The sequence below is a fragment of the Nocardia sp. NPDC058114 genome, from assembly GCF_042884695.1.
Classification (GTDB): domain Bacteria; phylum Actinomycetota; class Actinomycetes; order Mycobacteriales; family Mycobacteriaceae; genus Nocardia.
Genome location: NZ_JBHVTK010000004.1, coordinates 287,550 through 305,903 on the forward strand (window position 1 = coordinate 287,550; position 18,354 = coordinate 305,903).

14 protein-coding genes are annotated in these 18,354 nt (G+C 68.2%); 6 read left to right on the plus strand and 8 right to left on the minus strand.

Annotated features, from left to right (window positions below):
- Positions 1-43 precede the first annotated feature (43 nt).
- The 8 genes from ACFVVI_RS17425 to serS form a co-directional block, all read right to left on the minus strand.
- Positions 44-1,960 carry a protein kinase gene (locus ACFVVI_RS17425; protein WP_387445988.1) on the minus strand — a complete coding sequence of 639 codons (1,917 nt, stop codon included), beginning with the start codon at positions 1,958-1,960 and terminating at the stop codon, positions 44-46.
- On the minus strand, positions 1,957-3,822 hold the full coding sequence (locus ACFVVI_RS17430) for a serine/threonine-protein kinase (RefSeq protein ID WP_387445989.1): 1,866 nt from the start codon (positions 3,820-3,822) through the stop codon (positions 1,957-1,959). Before ACFVVI_RS17430 ends, ACFVVI_RS17425 begins: the two co-directional genes overlap by 4 nt.
- 17 nt (positions 3,823-3,839) lie before the next feature.
- A complete protein-coding gene (locus ACFVVI_RS17435; RefSeq protein WP_387445990.1) occupies positions 3,840-5,000 on the minus strand; it encodes a hypothetical protein in 1,161 nt (386 codons plus the stop codon).
- Between the two features lie 83 nt (positions 5,001-5,083).
- Positions 5,084-6,946 carry a protein kinase gene (locus tag ACFVVI_RS17440; protein ID WP_387445991.1) on the minus strand — a complete coding sequence of 621 codons (1,863 nt, stop codon included), beginning with the start codon at positions 6,944-6,946 and terminating at the stop codon, positions 5,084-5,086.
- A gap of 128 nt (positions 6,947-7,074) precedes the next feature.
- Positions 7,075-7,980, minus strand: coding sequence for a DMT family transporter (locus ACFVVI_RS17445; RefSeq protein WP_387445992.1), 906 nt, complete (start codon positions 7,978-7,980; stop codon positions 7,075-7,077).
- Positions 7,981-8,081: 101 nt separating this feature from the next.
- The gene (locus tag ACFVVI_RS17450; RefSeq protein WP_387445993.1) at positions 8,082-9,443 is read right to left on the minus strand and encodes an MFS transporter; all 1,362 of its coding nucleotides are present in this window, start codon (positions 9,441-9,443) and stop codon (positions 8,082-8,084) included.
- A gap of 88 nt (positions 9,444-9,531) precedes the next feature.
- Entirely contained in the window at positions 9,532-11,364 is a 1,833-nt protein-coding gene (locus tag ACFVVI_RS17455; protein WP_378637876.1) for a putative bifunctional diguanylate cyclase/phosphodiesterase, read from the minus strand.
- A gap of 77 nt (positions 11,365-11,441) precedes the next feature.
- On the minus strand, positions 11,442-12,698 hold the full coding sequence (gene serS, locus ACFVVI_RS17460) for a serine--tRNA ligase (RefSeq protein ID WP_378989447.1): 1,257 nt from the start codon (positions 12,696-12,698) through the stop codon (positions 11,442-11,444).
- A gap of 55 nt (positions 12,699-12,753) precedes the next feature.
- On the opposite strand from serS, the gene ACFVVI_RS17465 reads away from it, so the two are divergent.
- The 6 genes from ACFVVI_RS17465 to ACFVVI_RS17490 all read left to right on the plus strand — a co-directional run bounded on the left by ACFVVI_RS17465 (position 12,754) and on the right by ACFVVI_RS17490 (position 18,317).
- Complete coding sequence (locus ACFVVI_RS17465) at positions 12,754-14,436, plus strand: aldehyde dehydrogenase family protein (protein WP_387445994.1); 1,683 nt, start codon at positions 12,754-12,756, stop codon at positions 14,434-14,436.
- 36 nt (positions 14,437-14,472) lie between these two features.
- Positions 14,473-15,540 (plus strand): septum formation family protein, encoded by a 1,068-nt coding sequence (locus ACFVVI_RS17470; protein WP_387445995.1) that lies wholly within the window; start codon positions 14,473-14,475, stop codon positions 15,538-15,540.
- Positions 15,541-15,554: 14 nt separating this feature from the next.
- Positions 15,555-15,893 (plus strand): metallopeptidase family protein, encoded by a 339-nt coding sequence (locus ACFVVI_RS17475; protein WP_378661368.1) that lies wholly within the window; start codon positions 15,555-15,557, stop codon positions 15,891-15,893.
- Between the two features lie 109 nt (positions 15,894-16,002).
- A complete protein-coding gene (locus ACFVVI_RS17480) occupies positions 16,003-16,314 on the plus strand; it encodes a PE family protein (protein WP_378637867.1) in 312 nt (103 codons plus the stop codon).
- A 48-nt stretch (positions 16,315-16,362) separates the two neighbouring features.
- Positions 16,363-17,484: a PPE family protein gene (locus ACFVVI_RS17485; RefSeq protein WP_387445996.1), complete on the plus strand. Its 1,122-nt coding sequence runs from the start codon at positions 16,363-16,365 to the stop codon at positions 17,482-17,484.
- On the plus strand, positions 17,481-18,317 hold the full coding sequence (locus ACFVVI_RS17490; protein ID WP_379313865.1) for an ESX secretion-associated protein EspG: 837 nt from the start codon (positions 17,481-17,483) through the stop codon (positions 18,315-18,317). Before ACFVVI_RS17485 ends, ACFVVI_RS17490 begins: the two co-directional genes overlap by 4 nt.
- The last annotated feature ends 37 nt before the right edge of the window (positions 18,318-18,354 follow it).

Genomic DNA, 18,354 nt, shown 5'->3' on the forward strand with positions numbered 1-18,354 from the left:
TGGTGGTCTGCGGATCGCAGTCTTCACCGTAGCCGGGCCCGGCTCAACGCTCGGGCAGATTCCTGACCGCCTGTCGCAGCAGGGACGAGGCGATCGCGCAATACTCGTCGCGGAATCCCTCGGTTCCGTGTACCGAGACCTCGATGGTCTCCTCCCCGGCATCCGGCACCAGGAAGGCACGGGAGCAGATGGCCTTCGAACCGCCCTTGCCGAGATACACCTGGACCCCGTCGACCGTGACGAGCTCCAGGTCCTTGCCCGTAGTGCTCGTGCTGGTGCTGACCAGCTCCAGGGTGACTCGCACGCGCCCGTCCCACCGGCAGGTGTGCGCGTCGGCGATCGTGGGCTCGGGCGGCAGGACGCCGATCTTCTCGGCGACGGCGGCGCGGTCGAGCAGCGCGCACGGTTCCAGCAGCGCCAGCGAGGAGTCCCTGCCCTCGGCGCGCGGCGCGGACGTCAGTGACCGGGCGAGGTTGGCCGCGATGTAGTCGAGGCCCGCGCATTCCTTCACCCCGGACGGATTGCTGAGGACGATGACGATGCCGGACTCGTGCTCGGCGCCGGGGCTCGCGATGGCTCGCGTGCAGGCTGCCGCGCTGCCGTCGATGATCGGAACCCCTTCTACCACCGTCTTGTTCGGCGTCAGGTATTCGTCCTCCTGCCCCAGGTAGAGGTAGAGGGCGTAGCGGTTGGAACTGGCGCTACACCCCCAGCTCGGGGACGGACTCAGCTCCCATGTTGCCGCGGCCAGTGGGGTCGGCGCGACCGGCACCGAGTCGCCGAGGGCCGAGGTCAGCCAGGGGCAGGCATCGATCTGCCGCAACTGCGCCAGGGTCAGCCCGGTCACCGGTCCCGGCTCGCTTTCTTCGCGTGTCGCGAAGTAACTGATCCCGGCGAGCGCCACGAGCAGTGCCGCCAGTCCACCTGCCAGACCGCCGCGCGCCCTCGGACTCGCCGCACTCCAACGACGACGACCGGATTCCAGTGCACGCCTGCCGTATTCGACGGCCGCACGACCCGATTCGGTGATGACCACCGAAAAAGGCCGTCCAGGTATGGGTTCCGGTGCGGTGATCGCGGGCAGGGCGGCCAGCAGCGCCGAGATCTCGTGTTGCTGGCGCCCGATGTCATCGAGCACGGGGGCGGGCCACGGTGGCGGACCGCTCGGCTGGGCACCGAGATAGTCGAGGATCTGTCCTGGCGTGGGGCGGGCTGCCGGATCCTTGCGCAGGCACGCGGCCAGCATCTCGAACAGTGGCTCCGGCACCCGGCTCAGATCGGGTTCGCGCTGGGCGATGTTGAACAGCGTGTACGGCACCGACGGTGCGGCGAACGGTGCGACGCCGGAGGCCGCGAAAGCGAGGACGGAACCGAGGGAGAACACGTCCGAAGCCGGCGTCAGCTCGTACCCGAGCGACTGCTCCGGCGACAGGAAGTCCGGCGTGCCCGTCGCCGTCGCAGTGGCGGTCCCAGCGGCCGGGGTGATACCGACTTCACCGAGACGGCCACTGTCCCTGGCCAACAGCACCGTGTCGGCCCGGATGCGCTGATGCACGAGGCCTGCGGCATGCACGGTCCGCAGTGCGGAGGCGAGCGCGGCGGCCAGGGCACGAACGGCAGGTACAGGCAGTGGCCCGTGCTCGGCTACGGCGGTATCGAGGCGCACGCCTGGCACGAATGCCGATGCCACCCAGGGCTTCTCAGCGTCGGCATCGACATCGATCACCGTGGTGTTGGCGGAACCGGAGACACGCATCGCGGCAATCGCGCTGTGCCGCATCCTGATCCGGAAATCCGGCTCGTCGAGAAGTTCCGGTAGCGCCTGTCGCACCACGACCAGCGAGTCATCGGGGCCGGAGGCCAGCACGGACCGGAATCCGGCCGCGGACTCGAGGGTGCCGAGCACTCGGTAGCGACCGATGGTGGGTGGATCGCTGGGACCGGGCGGATGGATCGTCATGATGGGGGCAACTTCTCGAGGACGGGTTCGAGCAGAGTGGCAGCGGTATCGCAGTGTGGCTGAGCCTGCGGTCGGCTCGAGAAATACGTGACCCGCACCTGCTCGGCCTGATCGTCCTTGGTCGGTCGGGCCATGACGATGAATTCGCAATAGCTGGGGCCGCTGCCGTCCAGGTAGACCGTGCGATCCCCGATCTTCCGCGTCTGTCGATTCCTTCCGCCGACCACGTTGTCAGGCCGAACGCGCTCGTCGACAGTGATGGAGTATGAGCCAGCGGCGCCGGTCAGAACGCAGCGGTGTGCCGACGATGAACGCACGGGGTCACCTATCGACGAGCGAGTGATCGAGACGTCGATCATCGTGCAGGGATCGAGACGTAGTAGCGAGTCCGGTGGGAGGCTTGTCAATGGCGGGTTGACCGACAGCCGCTGAACCACGGCGGCAAGTGCTCGCTCGGACGACGGGCAGAGGTCGCCCACGGACGGATATGCGCTCGCACTCATCGTCAGCACCATCGGCAGACCACTCTGCGTCATCACCGTGCGGTCACAAGAACCGGATTCTTTGTGTAAACCGAGCACCGGCATCCAGTTGATGGTGCTACCCATCGGCTGTTTGTCATCTCGCGCCTCAGCGACCGTGAACGCCGTATCCAGGCCGAACGACACCTTGCGGCCAGTCTGATCGCGATAGGACATGCTGCAACTGGTCGCTCCGTTCTGCACGAACTCGCCGACTGCCGTGCCGAGTTCGCCGAGTACTGACGGCTCGAGCAACGCACAGAGATCGAGTCGGCGGGACTCGTCGGTGGTCAGTGCGAGCGGCGGATCTTCCATCGCCACCGCGTTGCCTTCGACGCCGATACCCCAGAACGTGATAGCGCCCAGTACCAGTGCCGACACCGCCGCGGCGGCGGGAACCAGTCGCATCCACTTCGGCTTCGGCTGTTCGGGCGCGGTCGACGCTGCGGCAGAGGCGGTTCCGTCAGCCCAGCGACCCGCCTCGGCCTGACAGTCGGCGATGCGCCGGCGAATCCGGACCGGCCAGACGGGTTCGGCGTCGATCCGGCTCGCCGCGTCGAGCAACTGCTCGGGGGTCGGTCGCGCCGACGGGTCCTTGGCGAGGCAGGCATCGACCAGCGCGCGGATCGGCTCCGGAATCGCGGTGGTGTCCGGGGAGCTGTAGAGGACGTTGTAGAGGACCTGCGGGGTGGAGGCCGCGTCGAACGGGCTCGCGCCGGTGGCCGCCATCGCGAGGACCGCGCCGACGGCGAACACATCGGAAGCCGGTGTGAGCGGGCGGCATTCGGCCTGTTCGGGCGACATATACGCGGGCGAGCCGATCACGGCACCGGTGGCGGTGAGGTTGACGTCGTCCTCGAGCGCCCTGGCGATGCCGAAGTCGATCACACGTGGACCGTCGTTGGTGAGCAGGATGTTGCTCGGCTTGAGGTCGCGGTGCACCAGGCCGGTGCGGTGGATCTCGAGCAGCGCCATCGCCAGGCCGGTGGCCAGGAGTTTCAGCCCGTTCAGGTTCAGGCGGCCGAACTCGCCGACCATGTCCTGCAAGCCGGGGCCCGCGATGTATTCGGAAGCCAGCCATGGTGTTTCGGATTCCGCGTCGTGGTCGACCACGCCCGCGGTGTAGGCGCCGGTGACCTGCTGTGACGCGAGCACCTCTCGCCGGAACCTGGCACGGAATTCCGGATTGCCGGTGAACTGGCGGTGGATCTGCTTCACCGCGACCAACCGGCCGTCCTGACCCTGGCCGAGCAGCACCTGTCCCATGCCACCCCGGCCGATCACGGCCAGCAGGCGATAGCGGCCCAGCTGTTCGGGATCCTGCGAACCCAGCGGTTTCATCGCCGCGCCTCCCGTGCTCACCACGACCCGCTCAGGAGCGCGTGCTGCGCGACCGCCTGCTGCCGAATATCGGTTTCCTGATTGCTGTAGAGGCGGACCACGAACTCGTTGTGGCGCACCAGGCAGGAGAACCGCCGGGCGGGAACCGAGATGTTGTTCGGCCTTGCCGCGCGATAACAGGAAACTCCATCGAGCCCCGGCACACCGGTCATCGGGGTGTAGTCAGCTGCCAGCGAGTGCTTTTCCTCGGTATCGGCGTAGGCCTGCGCGGCATCACTGTTTTGCGCACGATACAGAAACTTGTTATAGGACACCGCGATCGCATTGATCGAGTTCTCTTCGAACTCGCGCAGGGTTGCCGAGGGTTTGTCCCGCAGCAGCGCATATGAGCGGGGTCCGTAGACCATGAAGTCCCACTTGTCGGGCCAGTAGTCGCCGGTCTTCACCACGTGGGTGAGCAACTTGTCGCTGTCGAGTTTCAACTTCGACACGTCTGCGGCGGGCGTCGGGAGGAAGGATTCGAGTTCGGCCAGCTGCCCGCGATAGGTGCGCACGATCAGCTCGATCAACTGCTCAGGGCTGGGATCGATGATCTTCGCGTACAACCTGATCACCAGGTTCTTCCACACCAACCAACTACCGACCGTTGGCACTCCGGGCCGCCAATGCGACAGTGCTGCCGGGTAATCCGGGACCTGAAGTGGTGCGTTCTCAGCATTCGCGGTGAAGTCCGCGGCGGCCATCGCCTGCATAGCTGCCGTCGCCTGCACCTCGTCCGGCAACGACAGGATGGCGATCGACAACAGCTTGTACTTCGGTTCGTTATCCTGCTGGCCGTTGCCTGCGATCGCACCGAAGCCCGCCAGGACATCGAACGGCAAGAGCGCGGTCCGCTGCGCGCCGGAGAGCAGGTCGTCGACGCCACGCACTCCGACGATCAGACCGCCTCCGTTGCCCTCGGTCAGCTCCGGGTCGACACGGTCTGCGAACAGCAGGCGTTCGCCGATGCGCAGAGATTCAGCCAGCGTTCCACGCACGGTGTTCGGCGCGTCGTCGTAGTCACCTGCCACCGGTTCGAGGCCGTAGTCGCCGTGATCGAATGCGGCGTCCTCACCACAAGCGGCGGTGAACAGGGCCAGCGACAACAATGCCGCCAACCAATGCGACCGATTACGCACGTAATTCCCCTCCGACCGCGGCTTGAAACGCCGGGCCCCTCCCGAACTTCTCCGTGAAACTATCACCCGCGTGATCGCTCCCGCTACCGCGCGGGCAACCGTCCGACAACCTGCTTCACAAGGGGATCGGCAATAGCGCACAGCTCGTCTTCACGCCGGTTCGGATTGCTGACGAACACTTCGAGGTCTTCGCGGAACGTCTCGCCGACCTTGCGGAACCGATACACCCTGCGGCATTCGTGCAACCCGACCAAGCCGATGTCAAGATCCTCGACCAGCACACCGTCACCGATATCGATCATCTTCACCCCCGCCGACGTTGCCCGCTGCCGCGGCTGCGACAGTGTGATCCGCACGCTGGTATCGGCCGTCCACTCGCACACGTGCGCCGACTTCGCGACTGCGGGGCCGAGCGAGGCGAATGCCGAATTGTCTACCAACGCACAGGGATCTACCGATGACAGGGACTGTTGTGCGGTGGCTTCGGGGCGCAGTTCGCCGAGCGAGGTGGTGAGCCGATCGACAACATGGTCGGCAAGCGGGCACTCGGTGCGCGAGAAGGAGTCCACGACGATCCCCCAGCGCCTGCCCTGGTCGCCGCCCTCGATGGCGAGCGCACAGTCATCACCGCGGCGCGCGACCGCGTAATTGTTGACTACTTGCTTGCCCGTCTCGAACCCATCCAGAGCGGCACCGATTTCGACGGCGATGCGCGCGCCGCCCGAGCTGGCGTCGCAACCCCAGCTCGAGGTCGACTGCCAGCGCCAGGACGAGACGTCTGTCGACGCCTTCACGGCCACCTCGGCAGGCAGGGTCTTGCCGAGAGCCGCTCGCACCCATGCGCACGCGTCGGCGCCACGTATCTTGTCGAGACCAGGGAGAGTCGCGGTCGGTATCGCCTGTGGTGTGTCCTGCGGGTGTGTGCCGGACTCATTGCCGCGCAGCACAACTGCTGTGAGCGCCCCGGCGATCACCACAGCAGTCGCCGCGGCGATCCCCAGCCGGAGCGCTGTCCGGCGCTTCCTGACCGGCACCTCGACCGGCGGCGGCTCGCCCATTGTGTACGCCGGAATAATCTGCGTCGCTTCGGGGTCCGAGGTCAGCGCGACCAGTTTCTGTGTCTGGGCGGCGATTTCGGCATGGACAGGCGCGGGCCACGGGTGCGCCTGAACGGGCAGGACCCCCAGGTAGTCCAGGATCTGAGCGGGTGTCGGTCTGGCCCTCGGGTCCTTGCGCAGACAACCCGCGATCAGATCGCGCAGCGGCGCGGGGACATCGTCGAGTTGCGGCTCGCTGTGGACGATGTTGAACAGGGTGTAGGGAGCGGAGGACGCCGCGAACGGTGCCGTTCCCGTCGCGGCCATGCACAGCAGCGAGCCGAGGGAGAAGACATCGCTCGCGGAGGTGATCGGTTCGCTGTTCGCCTGTTCCGGTGACATGTACGCGGGCGAGCCGACCACGGCACCCACTTCGGTGAGCGCGGCCCCGGTGCCGACCGCCTGCGCGATGCCGAAGTCGATCACGCGCGGTCCGTCGGCGGCCAGAATCACGTTGGCGGGTTTGAGATCTCGATGCACCAGGCCGGTGCTGTGGATCGAGTGCAGCGCGGAGGCCATGCCGGAAGCCAGGGTGCGCAACGCGGGGACCGGCAGTGGGCCCAGCTCGCGCACCGCTTTGTCCAGCCCCACCCCTGCGATGAAGACCGAAGCGAGCCACGGTGTTTCGCCGGTGGTCTCGAAATCGACCACCGCCGCCGTGAATGCCCCCGACACCCGGGCGGAGATGGCGACTTCACGCTCGAACCGTGCCCGGAACTCACGATCGTCGAGCAGATGCGAATGAATCTGCTTGATCGCGACGAAGCGCCCGTCGGGGCCCGTCGCCAGGACGACCCGGCCCATTCCGCCCGCACCGAGCACACCGCGCACCCGATAGCGTCCGATCATCGGCGAGTCACTCGTCGACAGCGGCTCGATCAATTCGGTACTCCCCCAACTCGCTCTCCGCCGCACCCGGCGAAACGGCCGAGATCCCAGCCGCAGTTCGCCTGAAACCTAGCATTTCGGCGTCTGGGTCAGCGACTGCTCCGGCTCGCCACCACCACCGCCGCCAGCACGATCGCACAGCTCACAACGGTGGTGAGCGACAGTCTCGCGTCGGCGGCGTCGAGCACCATCGCCGCGACCAGCTGGCCGGCCACCGAGGTGAGGCCGAGCAGCAGGACGCCGATCAGGCCGACCGTCACGGCGGCCAGGGCGATGAACGCGACGCCGATCAAGCCGCCGGTGTAGAGCCAGAGGTCGGCGGGGAATTCGGTGGGCAGGCCCGTGGTGGCCAGGGTGTACAGGTCGAGCAGGAGCAGCGCGGTCAGGCCAACGCCGAAGTTGAGCAGGGTGGCGGTGAAGGGGCCGCCGGTGGCGCCGACCCGGCCGTTGACCGCCTGTTGCCAGGCCAGACCGATGCCCGCGAGGGCGGGCAGGACGATGAGCAGGGCTGGGATATCCGGGACGCCGGTGGTGACGGTGGCCGGGGCGGAACTGCCGCCTGCCGAGAGCACGACCCCGGTGATGCCGAGGGCGGCCGCGGCGAGGCGCCACGCGGTGATCGGGGTTCGGCCGTTCGGGGCGAGGCCGAGCCGGTCGACCACGAGGCTGCTCAGGAGCTGGCCCGCGACCACCGCGACAGTGAACGCGGTGACGCCGATCGCCGCGATGGTGAGTCCCTGTGCCGCTACGAAGAACGCGCCGCACAATCCGCCGAGCAACTGCCAGGGCGCCAACCTGCCCTCCGATACCGCCACACGCACCTTGGTGACGCCCGCGCGCAGCGCCGGGCTGACAGCGAAGGCGATCAGCAGAGCGATGAGCCCGGTGCCGAAGCTGATGGTGGCCGCCGCGATCCCGTCGGCCAGCCGCGCACCCAGCGCACCGTTGATCCGCCCCTGTACCGCGACTCCCGCCCCGATAGCGAACCCGAACACGAGCCCAGCGGTCTTGCGCCTCCCAGCGAAGCTCGCTCGTCCGGGACCTCGACGGTTGGCGGTCGGCGTCACGTATGGGCGTCCTTGGTGCGAGGTGGGTGCTACCCGAAGTCTCCCCCTTGCTCAGGGGTTGCGTTCTCAGTCCTACCACGCTCGGTGCCGTGACGCGGCGGCAGCCAGGTCGGCGTCAACGCGGCGGCGACCAGCAACACCGATCCGAGCAGCGCGATAGTCGTCGACATCGCGAGCCACTGCGTCGCGGCCGCGACGAACGCGAACACACCCAGCGCGACGATCTCGGAGAGCAGCCCGGACACCGAGGTGACGGTGGCTCTGGCCGGGCCCTCGATCGCATCCTGAAGCCGCGCACCCGCGATGACCTCGGCGTTGAAGTCGATGCCGTAGGCGATGCCGATGCCGACGAATCCCACCCAGACCAGCGCGGGGCCCGCCGCCACCCCGACCGCCAACGCGCCCGCGATGAACAGGATTCCGGCGACGAACAGCGCGACGGCCAACGTGCGAGCCGACACGACCTCGGTGCGGCCCGCCAGCAGCGAACCGATCAGCGAACCCGCGACGGTGACGCCGACCAGCAGCGCCGACGTACTGGTCGACGCGCCGCCGGACACCGCGAGCAAGCCGAAGTACTCATCGAAGGCGGTGACGCCGTACAGCAGCGCGCCGAGCAGCACGCCTCGACGCACCCGGCGGACATGAAGTGCTTCGGCGAGACCCGTTTTGAGCATGGCGAGATAGCGCGACGAGGTGGAACCGGGCGAACTCGACTGTGGCGCCACCGCTCCCGGTTTGACGTGCGGGCCCACCGGTCCGGGTGCGGGCTCGTCTTCGAGATCGTCGACAGCGGTGGCGGAGATGGCGACGGGCGCGCTGGGCAGAGCCAGCGCGGTCAGCGTGTGAAGGAGGCCGACACCGACACTGACCCAGCCGACCAGCGCATAGCCGCCGATGGCGAAGAGCGGGGCGGCGGCGATGATCGCCACGAGCACGGTGCTCTCCTGCGCACCGCGCGTCCACCCCATGATTCGCGGGTAGGCGGACGGTGCACCGCGCGCGACCAGATCGTCGTAGATCAGCGCCTCGAAGGTTCCCGATTCCAATGCGCTCGCGATACCCCAGACGAGAAAGCCGAGCGCGAAGCCGGCGAACGACGGCACCAGCATCCAGAGGGTGAAACACGCGGCCTGCAACACACAGCTCAGGACGAGCAGGCGACGACGCGGCACCGTGTCGGCCCACGCGCCGGATGGCACCTCGAGCAGGAACGCCGTCACCGACCAGATCGCCAACAGCAGCGAGATCTGCGCGGTACTCAGCCCGTGATCGGCGAAGAGAACGCCGTAGAGGGCATAGATCGGTAGCAGGTCGCGGGTGCCCTTGAACAGGACCGCGCGCACCGTGAGGTCGCCGACGCCGGTCGGCTCACGCCTCAACCAGGCCACCGCGTGCCGGAGCGGGAAAGATCAACAGCCGTAGACGAGCATCCGCATGGGTTCTATCGTTCGCGCCACGACCGGCCGGGTCAAGCGATTATCCGAGCGGGATCCAGCCGTTGGCGGCAAGGGAATCGTCCTCGTCGGTGGCGCTCACCAGCGGACGGCCGTCGTTGAGATCGTTGATGAGCTCCGAGACCGGGTGCGAGTCGCTGTAGTGGTAGCCCTGGGCCAGGGCGAAGCCGAGTTCGGTGAGGACGGCGGCCTGGTATTCGGTTTCCACGCCCTCGGCGATGACCTGCAGGTCGAGCGATTTGCTCAGCGCGGCGATGACGCTGAGCAGCGGAGGGGCGGGGGAATCGGAGCGGATGGCGGCGACGAAGGACTGGTCGACCTTCAGGATGTCGCTGGGGATGGTGGCCAGGCGGCTCAGCGAGGAGTAACCGGTGCCGAAATCGTCGATGGCGATGCGCACGCCACGGTCGCGCAGGGTGTGCAGGTTGGTGATCGCGGTCTGGGATTCGGCGGCGAGCTCGCTCTCGGTCACCTCGAGGACGAGCTGGTCGGCGGGCCAGCCGGTATCGGACAGGATGGTCGCGACCCGCTCGGCGTATTCGGTCTCGGCCAGTTCGAGGCCGGAGACGTTCACGTTGAGGGTGAGGTTCAGCGACGCGAAGCTCTCCTGCAGGCGGGCGGCGTCGGCGCAGGCGCGGCGCAGGACCAGCTCGTCCAGGTCGGAGATGAGGTCGTATTCCTCGGCGACACGGATCAGGCCCTCGGTGGTGACCTCGGGCTGCGCGCTCGACGACCAGCGCAGCAGCGCCTCGACGCCGACCGCCTGGCCGCCGTCCTCGGTGAGGCTGACGATCGGCTGGTAGTGCACGTCGAGCGCACCGCGGTCGATGGCCTCGCGCAGTTCCACCGCCAGTGGGAGCTGACGCGACGATTCCAGCACCGTGCGGTTGCGGCCCGCCTGCTTGGCCCGGTACAGGCCCACGTCGGCACGGCTGACCAGCAGCGAACCGGACTCGCCCGGCTGCCAGGAGGTGACACCGGCCGAGCAGCCCATGGTCACCGCGGCCCGCAGTTGTTCGGTGAGCAGGATCGCGGCCTGCTCGGTGGTCCCGGGCAACAGCAGCGCGAACACGTCGCCGCCGAAGCGGGCCAGCACCTGGCCGGGCGCGAGCAGGTCGAGCCAGGTATCGGCGACCCGCTGCAGGACGGCGTCGCCCGCGCGGTGGCCGAGGTGATCGTTGATCTTCTGGAATCGGTCGAGGTCGACCAGCACCAGGGCCATGCCCTGACCGCCGCGACCGGCCGCGTCGATCGCCGGGTTGAGCTGCTTCTCGAAACCGCGCCGGTTGAGCAGGCCGGTGAGCACGTCGATATCGGCTTCCGACGCCATCCTGGTGAGGATGCCGACCACCACGCCGGCACCGAAGGTGACACCGGCCGGGATCAGCCCGGACCACCACGGCAACCCGCGCGCGGGCAACACCAGCAGGCACAGCACCATCGCGAAACCGATGTGCGCGGCAGCCTGGGTCCAGGCGAAGAACAGCGCCGCGTCGCAGGCGACGAAGACGAAGAACGAGGCCAGGGTGATGGCGCCGACCAGGTTGGGGAAGTCGTACACCGCGATCGCGACGAGCACCGCCGCGGTGGCGAGGTAGGCGTGGTGCAGGCCGTGCGGCATCCGCGGACCCCACGCGAGCAGCGTGAGACCGAGAACCACCGAGATCGCCGCCGCGGTGCCGACCACGGCGCGATTGCCGTCGTCGCCCGGCGCGACGGCAGTGATCATCAGGCCGAGGACACCACCGAGAACGTAGAACGCCCCCGTTGTCCTGGCCATGACCTTTGCCGTCGCCAACGCCGATGCCGCCCGCACCCGGGTTCGGGTATCGCCGCGCGCCCCGATTCCTCGCACGTGCACCAGCCTAGATGTTGATGGGTCAGGGTGTTTGCCACATCCGGCAAATGGGTCGCCAGCAAACACTGAGCATCTTACGGCTTCAGGATATCGGTACCGACGAACGGGACCAGCGCCTCGGGCACCCGCACCGAACCGTCGGCCTGCTGGTGGTTCTCCAGGATCGCCACAATCCAGCGCGTCGTGGCCAAAGTGCCGTTCAACGTGGCCGCGATCTGCGCTTTCCCGTTCTCGTCGCGGTAGCGGACCGAGAGCCTGCGCGCCTGGAAAGTGGTGCAGTTCGAGGTGGAGGTGAGTTCGCGGTAGGTCTGCTGAGTGGGCACCCAGGCCTCGCAGTCGAATTTGCGCGCCGCCGAGCTACCCAGGTCGCCACCCGCCACGTCGATCACCCGGTAGGGCACATCGATGGCGGCCAGCATCTCGCGCTCCCAGGCCAGCAGCCGCTGATGCTCGGCATCGGCCTGCTCAGGGGTGGTGTAGACGAACATCTCGACCTTGTCGAACTGGTGCACGCGGATGATGCCGCGGGTGTCCTTGCCGTAGCTACCGGCCTCGCGGCGGAAGCACGACGACCAGCCCGCATAGCGCTTCGGGCCCGCACTCAGATCGAGGATCTCGTCGGAGTGGTAGCCGGCCAGCGGCACCTCCGAGGTCCCGACGAGGTAGAGGTCGTCCTCTTCGAGGTGGTAGACCTCGGCCGAATGCTGACCGAGGAACCCGGTCCCCGCCATGATCTCCGGTCGCACGAGCACCGGCGGGATCATCATGGTGAACCCGTTGGCCACGGCTTTCTGCGCGGCCAGCTGCAGCAGACCCATCTGCAGCAACGCGCCGTAGCCGGTCATGAAGTAGAACCGCGAGCCCGACACCTTGGCGCCACGTTCCATGTCGAACAGGTGCAGCGACTCGCCCAACTCGAGGTGATCCTTGGGCTCGAAGTCGAAAACTGGTGGGGCGCCGACGGTTTCGAGCACGACATAGTCGTCCTCGCCGCCCGCGGGCGCGCCGTCCTGCACGACATTGGAGATGGCGCGCTGCGCGGCGTCGAGTTCGGCGTCGGCGGCGTTCTCGGCGAGCTCGGCCTCTTTGACCTTGGTGGACATGTCGGTGGCGGCGGCCAGCAGCGCGGGGCGCTCCTCTTTGCTCGCCTTGCCGATCACCTTGCCCATGGCCTTGTGTTCGGCACGCAAGTTGTCGGCGGTGGCCACGGCGGCCCGGCGCGCGGCGTCGGCTTCGAGCAGGGCGTCGACGAGCGCGGGGTCCTCACCGCGGGTCCGCTGCGAGGCACGGACGGCTTCCGGGTTCTCGCGCAGGAATCGGAGGTCGATCATGAGAAAACAGCCTAGTTGAAGTGCCAATCGGGCAGCACAGGGGCATAGTTGCGGTGTGAGTACCTCTTTCGACACCGCCGTCATCGATACCGCGCTCGCCGATCTCACCCAAGGGGAAAAGACCTGGGCCGCGACCGACCTGCGTCGCCGCCGCGAACTGCTCGACGAACTGCACGCGCTCACCGCCCGCGACGCCGAGGCGTGGGTCGCGGCCGCCCGCACCATCAAGAAACTCGACGCCGACAGCCCGCTGCTCGGGGAGGAGTGGATGTCGGGCCCGATGACGATGCTCGCGGGCGCGCAGGCGCTGAGCGAGTCGATGGCGGCGCTCGAGAAGGGTGCGAGCCCGCTCGACGGTGTCGACCTCACCACCGCCCCCGGCGGCCGGGTGGCGGTGCCCGCGCTGCCGCACGGCGTCTACGACAAGCTGCTGCTGAGCGGATTCAGCGCCGACGTGTGGCTGAAGCCCGGCGTCGATGCCGCGACCGCGCGCCGCAAGGCCGGCCTGGCCCAGCGCGACCCCGCGAAGACCAACGGTGTGGGCGCGGTGCTCGGCGCGGGCAACATCATGTCGATCGCGCCGCTGGACACCCTCTACGAGCTCTACGCCAACAACCGCGTCGTCGCGCTCAAGCTCAACCCGATCACCGATCCGCTGCTGCCGGTGTTCCAGGCGATCTTCGCGCCGTTCATCGAGCTCGGCGTGGTACGCATCCTCACCGGCGGGGCCCCCGAGGGCGGCTACCTGGTGAACCATCCGCTGGTCGCGCACGTGCACATGACCGGCGGCGCGCCGACCCACGACGCGATCGTCTGGGGTCAGGGCGCGGACAAGACCGGCGAGCCCATTCTGGACAAGCCGATCACCAGCGAGCTCGGCGGTGTCGCGCCGTGCATCGTGGTGCCCGGTGAGTGGTCGGCCGCCGATCTGAAGTTCCAGGCCGAGCACGTGGCCACCCAGCGCCTGCACAACGGCGGCTACAACTGTGTCGCCGCGCAGACGGTGGTACTCGCCGCGGACTGGCCGCTCAAGGAGCAGTTCCTCACCGAACTGCGCGCCGCGATCGACAACGCTCCCGCGCGCACCGCCTACTACCCGGGCAGCGACAACCGCGTAGCGGGCGCGCTGGCGAGCTACCCCGACGCCGCCCGCGCCAACGGCCGCCTCCTGGTCGAGAACCTGCCCGCAGGCGACACTCCGCTGCTGCGCACCGAGTACTTCTCGCCGGTGCTCGGCGTGGTCGAGCTCCCCGGCGCCGGGGCCGAATTCCTCGGCAACGCGGTCGACTTCGCCAATGCGGAGCTGATGGGCACGCTCGGCGCCAACATCATCGCCGACCCCGCGACCATCATCGAGCTCGGCGCGAAACTCGACACCGCGATCGAGGACCTGCGCTACGGCACCGTCGCCCTCAACGCCTGGACCGGTCTCGCGTTCCTGACGCCGCGCGCCAGCTGGGGCGCCTACCCCGGCCACACCATCGACGACATCCAGAGCGGCATCGGCGTCGTACACAACGCCTTCCTCCTCGACGATGTGGAACGCACCGTGGTCCGCGGTCCCTTCCGCCCCGCTCCGCGCTCGATTCTGCGCGGTGAATTCGCCCTGACCCCGAAGCCGCCGTGGTTCGTCTCGAACAAGACCGGCACCTCCACCGGACGCAAACTGACCGACTTCTACGGCGACGGCAAACTGCGCCGCATACCGGGCATCTTCGTGTCAGCTCTGCGGGGCTGACCCGGCAGTCCGCCGCGACAAATACACTCGTCGACGATGTCGAAGAAGCAGAGCAACCCAGCCGAGGGACCCGCCGCGCCCAGTCGCGGCGGCGCCCTGCACCTGTCCGCGACGAAACTGCGTTGGGGGCTGCTGATAGGCGCCCTCGGGGCGATCGTCGCGGCCATGGTCACCATGGCCGTGACAGGCTTCGACACCGACAAGGTGGAAGCGCACCAACCCGGCGCCGAACCGGTGGTGCGTGACAAAGAGTTCAGCAGCGCCGCGCAGGGCGACTGCCTGACCTGGTCCAAACCCGACCGCAGCGACCTCGTGAAGGTGGGCTGCGGCGACAAGCACCTGTTCGAGGTGGCGGGTGTCATCGACCTCAGCGCCTATCCGGGGCGTGAGTTCGCCGACGGCACCCGTCACCCCGATTCGCTGCGCATGACCGAGCTGCGCGACGAGCACTGCGTGACCGCTGTCCAGAAATACCTGGGCGGCCGGTTCGACCCGCGCGGCAAGTTCATGGTGAATGTGATGTCGCCGAGCCCGGCCGGTTGGCAGCACGGCGACCGGACTCTGCGCTGCGGTGTCCAGGTCGCGGCCACCGCCACGAGCCCGGCCACCACCGGCACTCTCGCCGAGAGTGATCAGTCCAAGACCCATGCCACCGGCACCTGCCTCGGCATCAATCAGAACCTGCCCACCGACCCGGTCGACTGCGCCCAGCCGCACTCGGTGGAGATCGTCGGCACCGTCGACCTGGCCACCGCCTTCACCGGCGGACCGCCGTCGGAAGCCGATCAGGACAAGTTCGTCGAGGCCGAGTGCAACCGGCTCTCGGGCGACTACCTCGGCAGCCCCGATGCCATCCGCAACAAGACACTCACCCTGTTCTTCGACTATCTGGAGCCCGCCAGCTGGCTCGCGGGCAGCCACAAATTGGACTGCTGGCTCGGAAAAGGCGCCGACCGTGAGGGTTTCGCGCCCATCGTCGGCTCGGCCCGCGGCGAGATCCTGATCGACGGACAGGCCCCGGTGCCCCCGCCCAACACCGGACGTTCCACCCCGGCGCCGCTGCCGGGCGCCGCGCCACTGCCGCCGCAGCCCCAGCCGAGGTGACGTTGTCCGAGCGGATGCCGGAGCGGCGTTTCGAGGAGCTGGTCAGTGATGCCCTCGACCAGATCCCGGCGGAGCTGTCCAGTGCCATAGACAATGTTGTGGTGCTGGTAGAGCCCCGAAACGACGAGGAACCGTCGCTGCTCGGGCTGTACCACGGCATCGCCCTCACCGAGCGCGACAGCTACTACGCCGGATCGTTGCCGGATACGATCACGATCTATCGTGAGGCTATTCTCGACATCTGCAACAGCGACGACGAGGTGGTCGAAGAAGTCGCGATCACCGTGATCCATGAAATAGCACACCATTTCGGGATTGACGACGACCGGTTGCATGAGCTGGGATGGGGTTAGCGAAACTGGGTGGGGAATCGATGGAACCGAATGAACCGCTCTCGCGTCCTAGTACTCGTAGGGGGAATTCTCGTGGTTCCCGATAGCCGCCACCAGAAGGAGTCGGGTCATGGTTGGACACGTTCTCGTTGCACCTGAAATCGTCCTCGCCGCATCCGCGGAGCTGGATCTGCTCGCCGAGCGCCTCGCCATCGCGGCCGGGCTCGCCGGGCCGACCACGCACGTGCTGCCTTCCGGCGCCGAAGAGGTGTCGCTGCTCGCGGCGACCCACTTCAACACCGCGGCGGGCAAGCACGACGGTTCGGTCGCCCAGGCGATCCTCGAGCTGCATCACGCGGCCGCGACCCTGCGCTCGCAGCTGACCACTCACATCGGGGAAGACGTGGCTCGCGCGGCGACGATCAACGCCGTCCAGGTGTAGTCGCACCGAGATCCTGTCGACGATCATTTACTCAGGGGAGAAACAAACATGACCGCAGGGATCACCGGGGTGTTCTGGCTGCCTCGTATGGCCGAAGTGAACTCCACCACCCTCAACGCGGGCGCACACGCGATCCCGATCAGCGCCGCCGCCACCTCGTGGGGCACGCTGGCCGCCGCGTGGGGCGACGCCGCCTTCACCATCACGCGCGTGATCGCCGAAGTCGGAGTCGGCCTCCAGGGTGTCAACGGCATCGCCGTGCTCGCCCGTCTGGCGCCGTTCGCGGGCTGGGCCAGCCAGCAGGGCATCGCGTCCGCGGCGATCAGTGCCAAGTGCGCGGCCAACGCCACCGCCTACACCGTCGCCTCGATCGCGATGCCGAGCCTGCCCGAGATCGTCGCCACCAACAGCGCGGTGGCCGCTTCGGCCAACCCGCCCGGTGTCGTCTCCGGCGCCTTCGAGGTCGCCGAAGTCGCGCGCAATGCCATGGACATCCGCGCCGCGCTGGTGATGGAGACCTACGAGGCCGCTACCTCGGCCACCGTCGCCGTCCCCAGCGAGTTCACCATGCCGCCCGCCATCGCCAGCGGTGCGGGTTCCGCCTCGCAGGGCGACTTCGGCGGTGGCGATCCGCTGCAGACCGCGGTCGCCGCGGCGCAGGCCTTCGTCTCCAACCCCGGTGTGGTCAGCGCGGCCACCCAGGCGGCCAACACCGCGGGTGGCGTGCTCACCGGCGGCGTCAGCACGGTCGGCAACATCGGCGCTTCCGCGATCTCGGCGGCCACGGCCACCGTGCCCGCGGGCACCGCCGCCGCGCCCGTCATGGCGGGTGTCGGCGCCGCCGGTGCCGCGGTGGGCGGCATGGCCACCACCTCGGCCGGTCTCGGTGGCGTCAGCGCGGGGTCGCTGAAGCTGCCCGAGGGCTGGGGTGCGCCCGCCTCGAACGCGGCAGCGAGCGCGCCGGTCTCGGAATCGGTCGTCAACCGGGTCGAGAGCGCACCCGTGCGCAACGCCAACAGCGGCACCAACCCGCTGATGGGCAACCGGCAGAAGGGCGAGGAAGACGACGAGCACGATGGCGTCGACTACGTGCGCTCCGACGAGTTCACCGACGGCCGCTACGCGGCCGAAGGTGTGATCGGCGCCGACCTCGCCGGAACGGCCAAGTGACGGTTCTCGGCACGGGCAGCGGAGGTTCGCTGCTCGGCGCCGTCGTGCTCTCGCTCGACGACATGCAGTTCCTCCTGGAGAAACTGGAATTCGACGAGATGCCCGTGGTGCTCGACGCCATGGGCCGCTATGACAATGTCACCGCGCACGACGCCGCCATGAACGTGGCACAGACCGCCCTGGCCGAACGCGAGCTGCTGTTCGGCCAGGCGGTGGCACCCGAGCTCGCCGAACGGCTGCGGGTGCTCTACCGGCCGCAGTGGATCATCGCGCTGCGGTGGGTGGTGGCAGGCCAGGTCAACCGATTCTGTCTGGCGCAGGGCGACGACCGCGCGGTCGTCGCCCTGCGCGGGCCGCAGTCCTACGTCATCGACGACGCCGGGCTCGATCTGCCCGGCGCGGTGCTGCAGGCGCTCGGACCGGTCGAAGCGCTCGAGCTGTACGGGATGAATGCGCCCACCGAACAATTGGCGCCGATCTTCGGCGACACCGGCGACGCGGCCGCCACCACGAAACGCCTGGCCGAGGTGGGCAATCCGGCTACCGACGCGCAGGCACTGGCCTCGGCGCTGGTGGAGATCCACTCCTACGCCGAGATCGTCGGCGTGGCCTACGGCGACGGCACCCGCGATGTCCAGGACAACCACATCGCCGTCTTCAACACGCGCGCAGGCAGATTCATCATCACCGCCAGCGTCGCCGACGACGGCGTGAAATGGTCGTCCATCGCCAGCGGCACCAACGCCCGCCTCCGCACCGCGGTAGCCGACCTCATCGAGTCCCTCCCGGTCCGCACCGAATTCCCTACCGCGGCAGCCGCTAACCCGGCGTAAGCCCACCCCACCGCAACCGCCCACCAAACGCCCCCAC